Source organism: Methylobacterium oryzihabitans, assembly GCF_004004555.2.
GTDB classification, from domain to species: Bacteria; Pseudomonadota; Alphaproteobacteria; order Rhizobiales; family Beijerinckiaceae; genus Methylobacterium; species Methylobacterium oryzihabitans.
Map to the genome: position 1 here is coordinate 1 of NZ_SACP01000055.1, position 14,167 is coordinate 14,167.

Here is a 14,167-nt window from a genome sequence, read left to right on the forward strand (position 1 = left end):
TTCTGGCGATCGGCCGGGGCCGTGTGGTGCGCCGTCCGGCGAACGCCCGGGTGGCGCTGGTGAGCCTCGGCACGCGTCTGGCCGAGGCGCTGAAGGCGGCCGACCGCCTGGAGGCGTCGGGGATCGGCGTGACGGTGGCGGATGCGCGGTTCGCCAAGCCGCTGGACGAGGCGCTGCTGCTGGATCTGGCCGGGAGCCACGAGGTTCTGGTGACGCTGGAGGAGGGATCGGTCGGGGGGTTCGGCGCGATGGTGCTGCACCTGCTCGCCGAGCGGGGGGCGCTGGATGGCGGCAAGGTGCGGGTTCGGACGCTGACGCTGCCGGACAGCTACCAGGAGCACGATACGCCGGAGCGGATGTACGCCGAGGCGGGCCTGGACGCCGCCAGCATCGTCAAGGCCGTCGAGGCCGCCCTGCCGGCCCGGGAGGCCAAGCCGGCTCCGTCCGGCCAGCCCGCCGGCCGCGAGGGCAACGTCGTCAGCGTCTCGCGCCGCCCGCGCTGATCCGGTGGCCGGCGGGCACCCCTCCCCCGTCGTGGGGGAGGGTCGGGCGGCCGTGCCCGCCGCGCCCTACTTGATGACCGCGCAGGCGATCCGCGCCCCGGCATTGCCGATCGGCTGGGTCACGTGGTCGTCCTCGTTGGCGTGGATCACCAGCGCGGCGCCGTCGGCGTCCTTGAGGCCGCCCTCGCCGGTCAGCGGCGTGTCGGTCGAGACCTCGGCGTTCACCGAGCCGTCGGCGTTGGCGTAGACGTTGGGCAGGTCGCCCTCGTCCGGGCCCTCCGGGTTGAGCAGGCCGTGCTTGCTGCCGTCGTGGTTCACGTGGCCCTTCGACTGCTCGAACTTGGCGGTGTCCTCGCAGGTGCCGACCGCGTGGAAGTGGATGCCGTGCCAGCCCGCCGGCAGGCCGCCGGGCTGGATCGTCACCCGCATCACCAGGGTGTTGGCGCCGTCGCGGATCGCGATCCGGCCGATCGTCTCGCCCTTGGTGTTGACGATCGCCGTCTCGTAGGTCTGGGGTGCCGCGCTCGCGGCATCGGCCGCCGGGGCGGTCTGGGCGGCCGCCGGTCCGGCGAGGCCGAGGGCCAGGAGCCCCGCCGCCAGGGTGCTCGCCGTCAGGGTCGTCCTCATGAATCCTCACTCCTCTCGATCGAGGGCACACTTAAGGGAGATCGCGCCGCCCGACAGGGCCGCCGGCGCGCGGAACGGACCATGACGGAGGCGCAGAGGCAGCGGGCCGACCGGCTCCTTGTCGAGGCCGGGCATTTCGAGAGCCGGGCGCGGGCCCAGGCCGCCATCGCGGCCGGGCTGGTGCGGGCGAACGGCGAGACCGTGCGGCGGGCCTCCGACCTCCTGCCGCGCGACGCGCGCATCGAGGCCGAGGCGCCCCATCCCTACGTCTCCCGCGGCGGCCTCAAGCTCGCCGCCGCCCTCGACGCCTTCGGGTTCGACCCCGCCGGGCTCGCCTGCCTCGACCTCGGCGCCTCGACCGGCGGCTTCACCGATGTGCTGCTGCGCCGCGGCGCCGCCCGGGTCCACGCCGTCGACGTCGGCCGCGGCCAGCTCCATCCGAGCCTCGCCGGCGATCCGCGGGTGACGAGCCTGGAGGCGACCGACGCCCGCGCCCTCGCCGGCCGGCTGCCCGGGCCGCCGGATCTCGCGGTGATCGACCTCAGCTTCATCTCGCTGCGCCTCGTCCTGCCGGCGGTGGTGCCGCTGCTCGCCCCCGGCGGCGCCCTGGTGGCGCTGGTCAAGCCGCAATTCGAGGCCGGCCGCGGCCGCGTCGGCCGCGGCGGGATCGTGCGCGAGCCGGAGGTTCACGCCGCGGTCTGCGACGCCGTCCGCGGGTGTCTCGCCGGCCTCGGCGTCGCCGTGGCCGGCCCGATCCCCTCCCCGATCGAGGGCGGCGACGGCAACCGCGAGTTCCTGATCGGCGGGCGCCGGACGAGCGCCCCGGAGGATCCCCGATGACCACCGTCGCCATCACCCGCCTCGGCAGCCGCGCCGACGGCGTCGCCGAGGACGGCCTCGTCGTGCCCGGCGCCCTGCCGGGCGAGACCGTGCGGGTGGAGCCCGAGGAGCCGGACGGCAAGGCGGGCAAAGGCCCGCGGCGGGCGCGCCTCGTCGACGTCGTGGCCTCCTCCCCCGAACGGATCGCCCCGTTCTGCCCGGTCTTCGGCGCCTGCGGCGGCTGCGCCGTCCAGCACCTCGCCCCGGCGCCCTATGCGGCGTGGAAGCGCGGCCTCGTCGTCGCGGCGCTGTCCCGCGCCGGAATCGCCGCGCCGGTGGCCGACCTCGTCGACGCCCACGGCGCCGGCCGGCGCCGGATCGCCCTGCACCTGCGCCGGATCGACGGCGAGGCGCGGGCCGGCTTCATGGCCGCCCGCAGCCACGCCCTGGTGCCGATCGAGGCCTGCCCGATCACCGTCCCGGCGCTCCACCGCGCGCCGGCGGTCGCCCGCGCCCTCGGCGGGCCCCTCGGCGGCGGGGCCAAGCCCCTCGACGTGCTGGTGACCGCGACCGAGGGCGGGCTCGACGTCGACCTGCGCGGCCACGGCCCGGCCTCCGACCGCGCCCGGCAGGCCCTGGTCCGCCTCGCCGGGGACCTCGACCTCGCCCGCCTCGCCCTGCACGGCGACATCGTGGTCGAGCGCCGCGCGCCGGTCCTCACCGCCGGGGCGGCGGCCCTGGTCACCCCGCCGGGCGGCTTCCTCCAGGCGACCGCCTCCGGGGAGGAGGTGCTGGGCGCCCTCGTGGTCGCGGCGGTCGGCAAGGCCAGGCGCGTCGCCGACCTGTTTTCCGGCTCGGGCGCGTTCTCGCTGCGGCTCGCCGCCTCGGCGAGCGTCCACGCCGTCGAGGGCGACGGGGCGGCGCTCGCCGCCCTCGACCGCGCCGCCCGCGGCACGCCGGGCCTGCGCGGGGTCGCCACCGAGCGCCGCGACCTCTTCCGCCGCCCGCTGCTCGCCCCCGAGCTCGACCGCTTCGACGCCGTGGTGTTCGACCCGCCCCGGGCCGGGGCCGAGGCCGTGGCGGCCCGCCTCGCCGCGTCGAAGGTGCCGGTGGTGGTCGGCGTCTCGTGCGACGCCGCGACCTTCGCCCGCGACGCCGCCCTGCTCGCCGCCGGCGGCTACCGGCTGGAGGGCGTGACGCCGGTCGATCAGTTCCGGCACTCGCCCCATGTCGAGCTGGTCGGCGTCTTCCGGCGCCCGCCCGTGCGCGGCCGGCGGAGCGCGGCCTGACCGCACCCTTTGCGGACGACGGACAGTCCGGTCCGCTCCGCGGCGCCGGCCGGCGCCGTCGCGCAAGTCCATTCCCCGTGGTTGGCGACTCCTTAACTGGTCCGGTCTAATTCGAACGAACGGCCCTGGGCGGCCGCGACCGGTCCGGGACCGGCCGACGGTCCGCCTGACCTTCGCAAGAGTGCCGACAAAGAGTGCCGACGCGGGGATTGTCCGGTGACGAGCGTGATCACGAACCGGGCCGCCTCGGTCGCGCTGCAGAACCTGCGGGCGCTCGACCGGGACCTCGACGCGACCAGCCGCCGGATCGCCTCGGGCCGGCGCGTCGATTCCGCCGCCGACGGCGCCGCCTACTGGTCGATCGCCACGACGCTGCGGGCCGACCGCAGCACCGGGGCGGTCCTCGCCTCCACCCTGACCCTCGACGCCTCGGTGGTCGACGTGGCGGCCGGGAGCCTCACGACGGTCCTGGCGGATCTCGGGCGGATGCGCGACCTGCTCACGACCGCGGTGTCGGACAGCGTCGACAGGGACGAGATCCAGCGCCAGATCGCGGCGATCCAGGGGAAGATCCGCACCAACGCCGAATCCGCCTCGATCAGCGGCACGAACTGGCTCTCGGTCGACTCGGCGCGGAGCGACTGGGGCCGCTACGCGCAGTTCGCCCTGGCGGCGTCCCGCGGCGCCGAGGGCCTGTCGGTCTCCGTCGACCGGCTCGACCTCGCCTCGGTCGCACTGTTCGACGCCAACGCGGTCACGCCGCACACGCCCGTGCTCGACGGCACGGTCACCATCGACCCGATCACCCGGCTGGCCTCCACCATCAACGCGTCCAGCCTCGGCGCGCAGGTCCGGGCCTACAACGTCCGCTCCGACATGGCCGGCGCCGGGACGCTGCGCCTGGAGGTCCGCGACCCCGCCCGCACCATCACCGGCAGCTACCAGGACGGCGTCGCCGCCCCGGCGGGCGGCACCACCGGCCCGATCCCGGGCAGCATCGACAGCTACCTCTGGAACAGCTTCGTCGACGTGCCGGTCGCGAACCTGTCGGCCGGCGACGTGGTGTCGTTCCAGGTCTCGGGCGGCACCCCGGCGAACTTCACCGTCACGAGCCAGGGCGACGGCCTCGACTTCAGCGGCAGCAACGAGGTCCATCTCGAAATCCGGCCGTTCGCCGCGAAGTATCCGGGCGTCGTCTACGACGTGGTGGTCAACGGCGCGGTGCTCGCCTCCCGGGGCGTGACCGGCCTGGCGAACGTCACGCACTGGACGGTGGTCCAGGAGATCGCCCGGCAGATCGACCAGCAATACGCGAGCCTCTACGACGGGCTGTACCCGCGCGACGAGGTCCATGTCCGCGCCCTCAACGGCGGCGGCCTGACCTTCGCGGTCGACGCCTCCGGCGTCGATTCCTCCGTCACCGTCACGGTGGCGCCGCCCACCGGCGCCAACAGCCTCGTCGACATCGGCTACGGCACCACCCCCGGCGCCGCCCGGACCGACCTCGGCTTCCAGGAGCCGGCGCGGCTGCGCAAGGGCCTCCTCGACAGCCCCGAGGCGATCGCCACCGACTGGGTCGAGGTCGGCGGCGTCACCCTGACCCGCAGCACCCGCTCGGTCTCGGTGGCCGGCGCCGGCACCGCCTTCGGCATCACGGCGGGGTCGACCGGGAAGGAGATCCAGAGCCTGATCCGGTTCGTCGACCGGGCGAGCCAGAGCGTCACGGCGCTCGCCGCGCGCCTCGGCGGCCTGCGGACCCACCTCGTCGCCAGCGCCGACCGGGCGCAGGCCCAGGGGCGGATCCAGGAGAGCGCCGTCGGCGCCCTCGTGGACGCCGACATGGAGGCCGAGGCGACGCGGCTGCGGGCGCTCCAGGCGCAGCGCCAGCTCGGGCTCCAGGCGCTGACCATCTCCAACGCGGCGCCGAGCGCCCTGCTGCTGCTGTTCCGGCCGTGACGCGAGATCCGGGCGGTCAGATCCGAAAATCGTCTCATACGATTTTCGATTGATCGCTTCGCGATGCGAAAATCGGCTTCGCTCAGGCGCCGCGCGGGCTGGTGATACAGTTTTCGGAACTGATCGTCCGAAAACCGTCTCACCCGGCCAGGAAGCGCTTGAGCGCCTCCAGGGTCGCGGCCGGGTTCTCCTCCGGCAGGAAGTGCCCGGAGGCGATCGCCGCGCCGGTTGCCTGCGGCGCGAAGGTGCCGGTCCAGGCGGCGAGCGCCGGGTCGAGGCCATTGCGGCCGACGAAGCGGTCGGCCACCAGCACCAGCACCGGGCAGGCGATGCGCCGGCCCGCCGCGAGGTCGGCCTCGTCGGCCTCCCGGTCGGGCCCGGCGCCGGCGCGGTAATCCTCGCATCCGGCATGGATGCGCTCGGGCACGTTCCAGGCCTGCCGGTAGAGGTCGAGGGCAGCGGGCGCGAAGGCGTCGAGGCGGCCGTCGCCGGTCCAGCCGCGCACCTGCGCCTCGTACCACGCGACCGGATCGCGGCCGATCTCGCGCTCGGGCTCCGGCGCCGGCCCGGCGAGGAAGCGCCAGTGCGGGTAGAGCGCCGGATCCTCCTGCATCCGCCGCCACTGGATCACCGTCGGCAGGATGTCGAGGAGAGCGAGCCGCGAGATCCGCCCCGGCGCGTCGAGGGCGAGCCGGTAGCCGACCCGGCCGCCGCGGTCGTGGCCGACCAGCGCGAAGCGGGCGTGGCCGAGGCTCTCCATCACGGTCACCACCTCCTCGCCCATCCGGCGCTTGGAATAGTCGTGATGCGCGGCGTCGCCCGCGGGCGCGGCCGACCAGCCGTAGCCCTTGAGGTCGAGGCAGACGACCCGGTGGGTCTCGGCGAGCGCCGGGGCGACGCGGTGCCAGCAGGCGTGGCTCTGCGGGAAGCCGTGCAGCAGCAGCACCGCCGGCGCGTCCTCCGGCCCGCCGGCCCGGGCGAAGAAGCGCCCGTCCGGCAGGTCGATCCAGTGGGCCGAGAATCCGGGAAACAGGTCGGCGGGCATCGGGCGTCTCCGGGGCGGCGGGGCCGGGACGGGGAAGATAGGTCGCGCCGCGGTAGGGCGAAGGCCCCGCAGCGACCGCGGATCATCCGATAGTCGGACTTGACACTCCGGGCTCTCGATCCCCAGACAGCAGCGTGATATATCAGTTACCGGCAGACGATCGAATCGATCATCCGGCGGAACGGTACTCAGGGCCGGTATAAGGCCGGACGAACGACAACAACGCCGCCCGGAACCGGCGCCCGGCCGGGCGGGCCCCTCGCGGGTCTCGAACGAACAGGGAGGAACCCCATGGACATCAAACGCACGATCGACCGGATTCCCGGCGGGCTGATGCTGGCGCCGCTGCTGCTCGGCGCCCTGTGCAAGACCTTCGCGCCGGGCGCGCCGGCCTATTTCAAGGGCTTCACCCAGGGCATCATGACCGGGGTGCTCCCGATCCTCGCCGTGTGGTTCTTCTGCATGGGCGCCTCGATCAGACTCAGCGCCACCGGCACGGTGCTGCGCAAGTCCGGCACCCTCGTCCTCACCAAGCTGCTGTCGGCCTGGGTCATCGTGCTGGTCGCGTCGCAGTTCGTGCCCGTCGAGGGGATCCAGACCGGCTTCTTCGCCGGCCTGTCGATCCTCGCCATCGTGTGCGCGATGGACATGACCAATGGCGGCCTCTACGCCTCGCTGATGCAGACCTACGGCACCCGCGAGGAGGCGGGCGCCTTCGTGCTGACCTCGATCGAGTCCGGCCCGCTGATGAGCATGATCATCCTGGGCGCCTCGGGGGCGGCGCATTTCGAGCCGCAGATCTTCCTCGGCGCCGTGCTGCCGTTCCTGGTCGGATTCGTGCTCGGCAACCTCGACCCGAAGCTGCGCGAGTTCTTCGCGCCGGGCGGGCACCTGATGATCCCGTTCTTCGCCTTCGCGCTCGGCAACACCATCGACCTCGGCACGCTGCTGTCGCCGCTGGCCGGCCTCGGCGTGGTGCTGGCGCTGGCGGTGATCGTGCTCACCGGCATCCCGCTGATCCTCGCCGACAAGGTGATCGGGCGCGGCACCGGCACCGCCGGCCTCGCCGCCTCCTCCACCGCCGGCGCGGCGGCGGCCAACCCGGTGGCGATCGCCGCCGTCGCCCCGCAATTCGCGCCGAGCGCCCAGACCGCGACGGTGCTGGTGGCGGTCTGCGTCATCGTCACCTCCATCGTCGTGCCGATCCTCACCGGCCTCTGGTACAAGCAGTTCGGCGGCGGCGTGGTCGAGCGCGAGCGCGAGCAGGATCCGGCGCCGGCGCCGCTGCATCTGGCGCCGGTGGATTGAGGCGCGGCCAAGCGCCGGCCCCGGACGGCGCAAGGCCGCCGGGGACGCGGAACGAACGGGGAGGAGAACCCATGGCTGGAAAACTGGCGGGTCAGGTCGTGGTGGTCACCGCGGCGGCGCAGGGCATCGGGCGGGCGACCGTCGAGCTGTTCGCCCGCGAGGGCGGGCGGGTCGTCGCGACCGACATCAACGAGGGCAAGCTCGCCGAGCTGACGTCCCTCGGCATCGAGACCCGGGTGCTCGACGTCCTCGACGATGCCGCCGTGCGCGACGGCTTCGCGGCGATCGGCCCGGTCGACGTGCTGTTCAACTGCGCGGGCGTCGTCCACAACGGGACGATCCTCGAGATGAAGGACGGCGACCTCGACTTCGCCTTCGACCTCAACGTCAAGGCGATGGTCCGCACCACCCGCGCGGTGCTGCCGGGCATGCTGGAGCGCGGCGGCGGCTGCATCATCAACATGGCGTCGGTGGCCTCCAGCGTGAAGGGCGTGCCCAACCGCTTCGCCTACCAGACCACCAAGGCGGCGGTGCTCGGGCTCACCAAGTCGATCGCGGCCGACTACGTGACGAAGGGCATCCGCTGCAACGCGATCTGCCCCGGCACCGTCGAGTCGCCCTCGCTGCAGGAGCGCCTGTCGGCCCAGGGCGACTACGACGCCGCCCGCGCGGCGTTCATCGCCCGCCAGCCGATCGGCCGCATCGGCCGCCCGGAGGAGATCGCCGACCTGGCGCTCCACCTCGCCACCGCGACCTACACCACCGGCCAGTTCCACATCATCGACGGCGGCTGGGCGCTGTAGGCGCCTCAGCAGGTTTCGCGAGAGCGGCCGCCGCTTTTGCGACAAAAACCTGCGATAAAACAATGAGATAGCCGGACTTGCGTCGGCTCGTCGACGCAAGTCCGCTGAGGTGCGGGAGTTCACCCCTCCCGCGCCACCGCCCGCCAGCCGATGTCGCGCCGGCAGAATCCCTCCGGCCAGTCGATCCGGTCGACCGCCGCGTAGGCGCGCGCCTGCGCCTCGCGGACGCCGGCGCCGGTCGCCGTGACGGCCAGCACCCGGCCGCCATCGGCCACCAGCCGGTCGCCGTCGCGGCGGGTGCCGGCCTGGAACACCACCGCGCCCGTCGCCTCGGCCGCGTCGAGGCCGCGGATCGCCGAGCCCTTCTCCACCGGGCCGGGATAGCCGGGGGCGGCCATCACCACGGTGAGCGCGGTCCCGGGCGACCAGACCGGCGCCGCGACCCCGCCGAGATCGCCCTCGGCGGCGGCGAGCAGCAGCGGCACGAGATCGCTCGACAGCCGCGGCATCAGCACCTCGCATTCGGGGTCGCCGAACCGGACATTGTACTCGATCAGCTTCGGGCCCTCGTCGGTCAGCATCAGCCCGGCATAGAGCACGCCGGAGAACGGCGTGCCGCGGGCGCGCATCCCGTCGAGGGTCGGGCGGATGATCCGCGCCATCACCTCGGCTTCGAGGGCGGGCGTCAGCACCGGGGCCGGCGAGTAGGCGCCCATGCCGCCGGTATTGGGGCCGCGGTCGCCGTCATGGACCCGCTTGTGGTCCTGCGCGGTGCCGAACGCCACCGCGTTCGTGCCGTCGCACAGGGCAAAGAAGCTCGCCTCCTCGCCGGACAGGAATTCCTCGATCACCACCTCGGCCCCGGCGGCGCCGAGCCCGCCGCCGAGCATGTCGCGGACGGCCGCCTGCGCCTCCGCCAGGGTCTCGGCCACCACCACGCCCTTGCCGGCGGCGAGCCCGTCGGCCTTGACGACGATCGGCGCGGCGCGGCCGTCGAGATGGGCGAGCGCCCGGTCGAGGTCGCGGAAGCGCGCGAAGGCGGCGGTCGGAATGCCGAATTCCTCGCACAGCTCCTTGGTGAACGCCTTCGAGCCTTCGAGCTGGGCCGCCGCGGCGCCCGGCCCGAAGACCGGGATCCCGGCCTCCCGCAGGGCGTCGGCGAGTCCGGCGACGAGCGGCGCCTCCGGCCCGACCACCACCAGCCCGACGCCCTCGCGCCGGCACAGCTCGACCACCGCCGCGTGGTCGGTCACCGCGAGGTCGGGCACGTTGGTGCCGTGGGCGGCGGTGCCGGGATTGCCGGGCGCGACCAGCAGCCGGCCGCAGAGCGGGCTCCGGGCGAGCTTCCAGGCCAGCGCGTGCTCGCGCCCGCCGGAGCCGATCAGCAGGAGGGTCAGGGAGGTGTCGGCGGGCATGGTCCGGTCTTCGGCAGGCGGCGGGGATGTCCCGTGCGTGTAGGGGGCGCCGGTGCCGCGGGCAACCGTCCGGACCGGTGTGATGCCGGCGCCACGGGGCGGGACGCCGTCAACAGCGGCCGGGACGGGCGGGCTTCCGCCGCCGGGGGCGAAGGATTAGCCTCCCGCCCCATGTCCGCCTCCCCGCTCGCCGTGTCCCGCACGTCCGCCGCCGCCGGCGCCGCCAACGTGCCCGAATGGTCGGTCACCGAACTCGCCTCGGCGCTCAAGCGCACTCTGGAGGACGCCTTCGGCCACGTGCGGCTGCGCGGCGAGATCTCGGGCTATCGCGGGCCGCACTCGTCGGGCCACGCCTATCTCTGCCTCAAGGACGGCGGCGCCAAGATCGACGCGGTGATCTGGAAGGGCACGCTGGGGCGCCTGCGCCACAAGCCGAAGGAGGGGCTGGAGGTCGTCGCCACCGGGCGCATCACCACCTTCCCGGGCAAGTCGACCTACCAGATCGTCATCGACTCCCTCGAACCGGCCGGGGCCGGCGCCTGGATGGCGCTGCTCGAGGAGCGCCGCCGGCTGCTCGCCGCCGAGGGGCTGTTCGACGCCGCCCGCAAGCGCCCGCTGCCGTTCCTGCCGCGGGTCGTCGGCGTGGTCACCTCGCCGACCGGCGCGGTGATCCGCGACATCCTGCACCGGCTGGAGGACCGGTTCCCCCGCCCGGTCCTGGTCTGGCCGGTGCGGGTGCAGGGCGAGGGCTCGGCGGAAGAAGTCGCGGCGGCGATCCGCGGCTTCAACGCCCTGCCGCCGGACGGGCCGATCCCGCGGCCCGACGTGCTGATCGTCGCCCGCGGCGGCGGCTCGATCGAGGATCTGTGGAGCTTCAACGAGGAGATCGTGGTCCGGGCCGCGGCCGAGAGCGCGATCCCGCTGATCTCGGCGGTCGGCCACGAGACCGACGTGACGCTGATCGACCACGTCGCCGACCGCCGCGCCCCGACGCCGACCGGAGCGGCCGAGATGGCGGTGCCGGTGCGGGGCGAGCTGCTGGCCGACCTCGACGGCCTCGCCCGCCGCCATGCCGGGGCGCTCGGGCGCCTCGTCGACCGGCGCCGGGGCGACCTGCGCGGCCTCGCCCGCGCCCTGCCCGGCCCGGAGGCGCTGCTGGCGGTCAAGCGCCAGCGCCTCGACCTCGCCGAGGCGCGGCTGAAACCGGGGCTCGCCGGCAATGCCCGCGACCTGCAGCGCCGCCTCGCCCGGGCGCTCGAGGGCTTCGCCCGCAACCCGCCCTCCCTGCTCCTCGCCCGGGCCCGCGAGCGCGTGGCGGCGATCGACCACCGGCCGCGCCACGCCCTCGGGCGCACGATCGCGGTCCAGGGCGAGCGCCTCGCCGGCCTCGGCCGCCGGCTCGACCCGGCGCTCGCCCGCGGACTCGAGCGCCGCGCCGGCCGCCTCTCCGCCGCGGCTTCCCTGTTCGGCAGCCTGAACTACCGGGCGGTGCTCGCCCGCGGCTACGCCCTGGTGCTCGACGCCGCCGGCCGCCCGGTCCGCGAGGCGACCGCCGCCCGCGCCGCCGGGAGGGTGACGCTGGACTTCGCCGACGGCACGGTCGCGGCGGTGGTCGACGGGACGGAGCCGGTTCCCGCCGTCGAGGCGCCCCCGCAGGCCCCGCCCCGGCGCCGTGCCGCCAGGTCCGGGTCAGAGGCCAAGCCCGAGGCCAAGCGCGAGTCCAAGTCCAAGCGCGTCGCCGCGCCGGCCCCGGTCGACGGGGCGGCGCAGGGGTCGCTGTTCGACGTGTGATACGAAATCCGATTGATCGCTCGGCGATCCCTCCGGGATCGCTTCGCGATGCGGATTTCGGCTTCGCTCAAGCGCCGCGCGGGCTGATGATCCGATGTCCGCACCGCGAAGCGGTCGATCGGAAAACCGTATCACGCCGAGAACCGGACGTCCGAGGCGCAGAGGCGGGCGTCTCCGAGCACCGTCACGCTGTCCTGCGGCGAGAGGTGGATGATGCTGTCGAGGGTGCCGTCGAGATCGGCATCCCGCGTCTCGACGGTCAGGTCCCGGAACGACAGGCCGGGGTCGAAGCCGGTGAGCAGGATGCGGTCCTCGCGGTGGCGGAAGTCGTGGACGACGTCGTGGCCCGTGCCGGGGCCGAACACGAAGGTGTCGCGCCCGCCCCGCGCCCCCGGGCCCATCGTGGCGGCATCGCCCCAGAGGTCGTCGGTGCCCTCGCCGGCGCGCAGGGTGTCGTTGCCGCCCCGCGCACAGTCGCCGAGGACGAGGGCGTCGCCGTAGAGGGCGTGGCGGCCCTCTCCCAGCGCGAGGAGGTCGTCGTCCCCGCCGCGGGCGCGGCCCGACAGGGTCTCGCCGTCGCCGTAGGCCGTGCCGACGAGGCTCGCGTTCAGGGTCAGGCGGTCGTCGCCGCCCCGGGCCCGGTCCGCGAGCGACGCCGCGTCGCCGTAGAGCGTTCCGGCCTCGAAATCCGCCCGGATCTCGTCGTCGCCGCCGCGGGCGGATCCCAGCATCCGCTCGCCGTCGCCGTAGAGGCTGCCGAAGCGCCCGGAGCCGCGGATGCGGTCGTCCCCGCCCCGGGCACGGTCCTGGAGCACCCGGGCGTCGCCGTAGAACGCGAACCCGCGCGAGCCGGACGCGATGTCGTCGTTCCCGCCGCGGGCGGCGTCGAACAGCGTCCCGGAGGCGTCGCCGAAGATGGTGGTGTCGAAGCCCATGTTCTCGACGCCGGTCAGGGTCTGGTTGCCCGCTCGGGTGGATCCGCGCAGATCCCCGTCCACGTCGCCGACGATCGCCATGCCCGCCTCCCTCGCCGAACCCGTCCGGCATCGGGCATCGACGCTAGGCGGCGCGAGGAGGTGCGCAAAGATATCCGGAATTTCCCGCCCCGGCGGCCGGGCGCGAACGGACTACGCCGGTGGAACGAGCGGCGCCGGGGCCGGCGGCACGCAGCCGCTCACAACCCCTTGGCGTCCGGCCCCCGGAAGGCGCGGGCCGGCAGGTCGCCGGACAGGGTCTCGGCCGGCTCCGCCGGGGCGGCCGGGGCGGCCAGCCGGCCGGCGCCGCCGACGCTGCCGGTCTGGTTCATCTCGGCCCGCGGCGCCGAGGCGACGTCGCCCGCGAGGGTGGAGCCGGACGGGGTCAGGGGCGCGAGGTAGCGGCGCTGCCCGACGCCGTCGGGGGTCGAGACCCGCGGAGCCAGGGTCGCGTCGGGAGCCGGCTCGGGATCCGGCAGCCTCGTCTTCGCGGCGACAGCGGCCGGCGGCGGCTCGGCGGCCGGGGCCGCGACGGGGACCCGCCGGCGCGGCCGGTGGGCGACCCGGGCCGGCGGGGCGCCCCCCTCGCGCACGCTCATCCGCTCGACGGCGGCGACGAGGCGCGCCGGCGCCTCCGGACGGCACAGGGTGATGCGCAGCGAGGCCGACCGGCCGCTGCCGGCGAGGCGCGGCAGCAGGGTCCCGGCATCGTCGAACCACTGCCAGGCATAGACGCAGGTGCGGCCGACCGCGAGGCCGATCGGGCCGTAGGGGTTGCGCTGCTGCCGGGTCGCGATCCGCATGCCCTCGGCCGCGCTGAACATCGCGAGTTCGCCGGCGATGCCGATCCGGGTCGGGCGCATCAGCGCGATCGGGCCGGCGGCGGCACCGACCGTGAGGCTGATCCGGCTGCGGCCCTCGCCGCCGTCGTCGAGCAGGATCGTCTGCTCGAACCCGTCGAGGGTGCGGCTGTCGCGCACCGAGCGGATGCCGATGCCGGGCAGGCTCAGCAGCGCCCGGGCGTCGCCGGACGCCGCGGGGCCGGCGCCCTGGACGAGGCCCGGCGGCACCGCGAGCTGCGCCCGCGCCGCCGGGATGGCGGCCAGCAGGGCAACCGCCACGGCCGTGAGGAGGGAGGGAACTCTCATCAGCGGTCTCCTCACCGCACGTTGCGCGAACCGCGCCCGTCATCGAGGTTGGCCTGCCCGAAGGGCGCGAAGCGGTCGCCGGCGGCCTGGGCGCGGGGCCGCGGATCGGCCGGGGCCGGGCCGGCGCTCTGGTCGGCCTGCGCCAGGGTGCCGGCGGCCGGGCGCTGGTCGGCGACCGGGGTGCCGGGGGCGTCGGCGCCGTTCCAGCCCGGGAGCAGCGCGTAGCCGAGCCGCTCGTAGGGCATCGCCCCGACGCCCGGCACCCGGCGGGCGACCAGCGGCGGATCGGCCCGGGGATCGCGCCGGTAATCGCCGTCGCGGACCCGGTCGAGGGCCGGCGAGCCGGCCGGGAAGAACCGCATCGGGTTGTCGCCGACCACCGCGACCGGGAAGTCGCTGCGGCGGGCCTGCGTGCCGCGGCCGGCGGGCGCGGGGGCGACCGGGCTCGGGACCTGGGCGAGGCGGGGCGCGCCGGCCGCCCCCCGCCGG

At 75.1% G+C, this 14,167-nt stretch carries 12 protein-coding genes and 1 pseudogene; 7 read left to right on the forward strand and 6 right to left on the reverse strand.

What is annotated here, in order from left to right:
* On the forward strand, positions 1-503 hold a 503-nt coding region (locus EOE48_RS27745), incomplete at its 5' end, for a transketolase C-terminal domain-containing protein (RefSeq protein WP_281292803.1).
* Positions 504-569: 66 nt separating this feature from the next.
* On the opposite strand, the gene EOE48_RS27750 is transcribed toward EOE48_RS27745, so the two are convergent.
* Positions 570-1,130: a superoxide dismutase family protein gene (locus EOE48_RS27750; protein WP_127734120.1), complete on the reverse strand. Its 561-nt coding sequence runs from the start codon at positions 1,128-1,130 to the stop codon at positions 570-572.
* 81 nt (positions 1,131-1,211) lie between these two features.
* Between EOE48_RS27750 and EOE48_RS27755 the strand changes: the two genes are divergently transcribed.
* The 3 genes from EOE48_RS27755 to EOE48_RS27765 all read left to right on the forward strand — a co-directional run bounded on the left by EOE48_RS27755 (position 1,212) and on the right by EOE48_RS27765 (position 5,194).
* On the forward strand, positions 1,212-1,970 hold the full coding sequence (locus tag EOE48_RS27755) for a TlyA family RNA methyltransferase (RefSeq protein WP_127734121.1): 759 nt from the start codon (positions 1,212-1,214) through the stop codon (positions 1,968-1,970).
* The gene (locus tag EOE48_RS27760; RefSeq protein ID WP_127734122.1) at positions 1,967-3,238 is read left to right on the forward strand and encodes a class I SAM-dependent RNA methyltransferase; all 1,272 of its coding nucleotides are present in this window, start codon (positions 1,967-1,969) and stop codon (positions 3,236-3,238) included. Before EOE48_RS27755 ends, EOE48_RS27760 begins: the two co-directional genes overlap by 4 nt.
* Before the next feature lie 216 nt (positions 3,239-3,454).
* The gene (locus tag EOE48_RS27765; RefSeq protein WP_127734123.1) at positions 3,455-5,194 is read left to right on the forward strand and encodes a flagellin N-terminal helical domain-containing protein; all 1,740 of its coding nucleotides are present in this window, start codon (positions 3,455-3,457) and stop codon (positions 5,192-5,194) included.
* Between the two features lie 139 nt (positions 5,195-5,333).
* Here the strand turns inward: EOE48_RS27765 and EOE48_RS27770 are convergent, their stop codons facing one another.
* Positions 5,334-6,239 carry an alpha/beta fold hydrolase gene (locus EOE48_RS27770; protein ID WP_127734124.1) on the reverse strand — a complete coding sequence of 302 codons (906 nt, stop codon included), beginning with the start codon at positions 6,237-6,239 and terminating at the stop codon, positions 5,334-5,336.
* A gap of 291 nt (positions 6,240-6,530) precedes the next feature.
* On the opposite strand from EOE48_RS27770, the gene kdgT reads away from it, so the two are divergent.
* Both kdgT and EOE48_RS27780 read left to right on the forward strand, forming a co-directional pair.
* Positions 6,531-7,547, forward strand: coding sequence for a 2-keto-3-deoxygluconate transporter (kdgT, locus tag EOE48_RS27775; protein WP_127734125.1), 1,017 nt, complete (start codon positions 6,531-6,533; stop codon positions 7,545-7,547).
* A 71-nt stretch (positions 7,548-7,618) separates the two neighbouring features.
* Positions 7,619-8,350, forward strand: coding sequence for an SDR family oxidoreductase (locus tag EOE48_RS27780; protein ID WP_127734126.1), 732 nt, complete (start codon positions 7,619-7,621; stop codon positions 8,348-8,350).
* A gap of 119 nt (positions 8,351-8,469) precedes the next feature.
* Here EOE48_RS27780 and purD read toward each other — a convergent pair whose 3' ends face one another.
* The gene (purD, locus tag EOE48_RS27785) at positions 8,470-9,765 is read right to left on the reverse strand and encodes a phosphoribosylamine--glycine ligase (RefSeq protein ID WP_127734127.1); all 1,296 of its coding nucleotides are present in this window, start codon (positions 9,763-9,765) and stop codon (positions 8,470-8,472) included.
* 171 nt (positions 9,766-9,936) lie between these two features.
* On the opposite strand from purD, the gene xseA reads away from it, so the two are divergent.
* Positions 9,937-11,556 carry an exodeoxyribonuclease VII large subunit gene (gene xseA, locus EOE48_RS27790; RefSeq protein ID WP_127734128.1) on the forward strand — a complete coding sequence of 540 codons (1,620 nt, stop codon included), beginning with the start codon at positions 9,937-9,939 and terminating at the stop codon, positions 11,554-11,556.
* 131 nt (positions 11,557-11,687) lie between these two features.
* On the opposite strand, the gene EOE48_RS27795 is transcribed toward xseA, so the two are convergent.
* The 3 genes and pseudogenes from EOE48_RS27795 to EOE48_RS29460 form a co-directional block, all read right to left on the reverse strand.
* Positions 11,688-12,572, reverse strand: a complete 885-nt coding sequence (locus EOE48_RS27795; RefSeq protein ID WP_127734129.1) for a calcium-binding protein — start codon at positions 12,570-12,572, stop codon at positions 11,688-11,690.
* Between the two features lie 158 nt (positions 12,573-12,730).
* On the reverse strand, positions 12,731-13,678 hold the full coding sequence (bcsN, locus tag EOE48_RS27800) for a cellulose biosynthesis protein BcsN (protein ID WP_127734130.1): 948 nt from the start codon (positions 13,676-13,678) through the stop codon (positions 12,731-12,733).
* 11 nt (positions 13,679-13,689) lie between these two features.
* Positions 13,690-14,167, reverse strand: a pseudogene (locus EOE48_RS29460) (hypothetical protein); the annotation flags it as partial.

What these genes read in the sequence shown, in the direction of transcription:
- EOE48_RS27750 (WP_127734120.1), bottom strand. Translation starts at nt 1,130, where the DNA reads ATGAGGACGACCCTGACGGCGAGCACCCTGGCGGCGGGGCTCCTGGCC.
- EOE48_RS27755 (WP_127734121.1), top strand. Translation starts at nt 1,212, where the DNA reads ATGACGGAGGCGCAGAGGCAGCGGGCCGACCGGCTCCTTGTCGAGGCC.
- EOE48_RS27760 (WP_127734122.1), top strand. Translation starts at nt 1,967, where the DNA reads ATGACCACCGTCGCCATCACCCGCCTCGGCAGCCGCGCCGACGGCGTC.
- EOE48_RS27770 (WP_127734124.1), bottom strand. Translation starts at nt 6,239, where the DNA reads ATGCCCGCCGACCTGTTTCCCGGATTCTCGGCCCACTGGATCGACCTG.
- kdgT (WP_127734125.1), top strand. Translation starts at nt 6,531, where the DNA reads ATGGACATCAAACGCACGATCGACCGGATTCCCGGCGGGCTGATGCTG.
- EOE48_RS27780 (WP_127734126.1), top strand. Translation starts at nt 7,619, where the DNA reads ATGGCTGGAAAACTGGCGGGTCAGGTCGTGGTGGTCACCGCGGCGGCG.
- purD (WP_127734127.1), bottom strand. Translation starts at nt 9,765, where the DNA reads ATGCCCGCCGACACCTCCCTGACCCTCCTGCTGATCGGCTCCGGCGGG.
- xseA (WP_127734128.1), top strand. Translation starts at nt 9,937, where the DNA reads ATGTCCGCCTCCCCGCTCGCCGTGTCCCGCACGTCCGCCGCCGCCGGC.
- EOE48_RS27795 (WP_127734129.1), bottom strand. Translation starts at nt 12,572, where the DNA reads ATGGCGATCGTCGGCGACGTGGACGGGGATCTGCGCGGATCCACCCGA.
- bcsN (WP_127734130.1), bottom strand. Translation starts at nt 13,678, where the DNA reads ATGAGAGTTCCCTCCCTCCTCACGGCCGTGGCGGTTGCCCTGCTGGCC.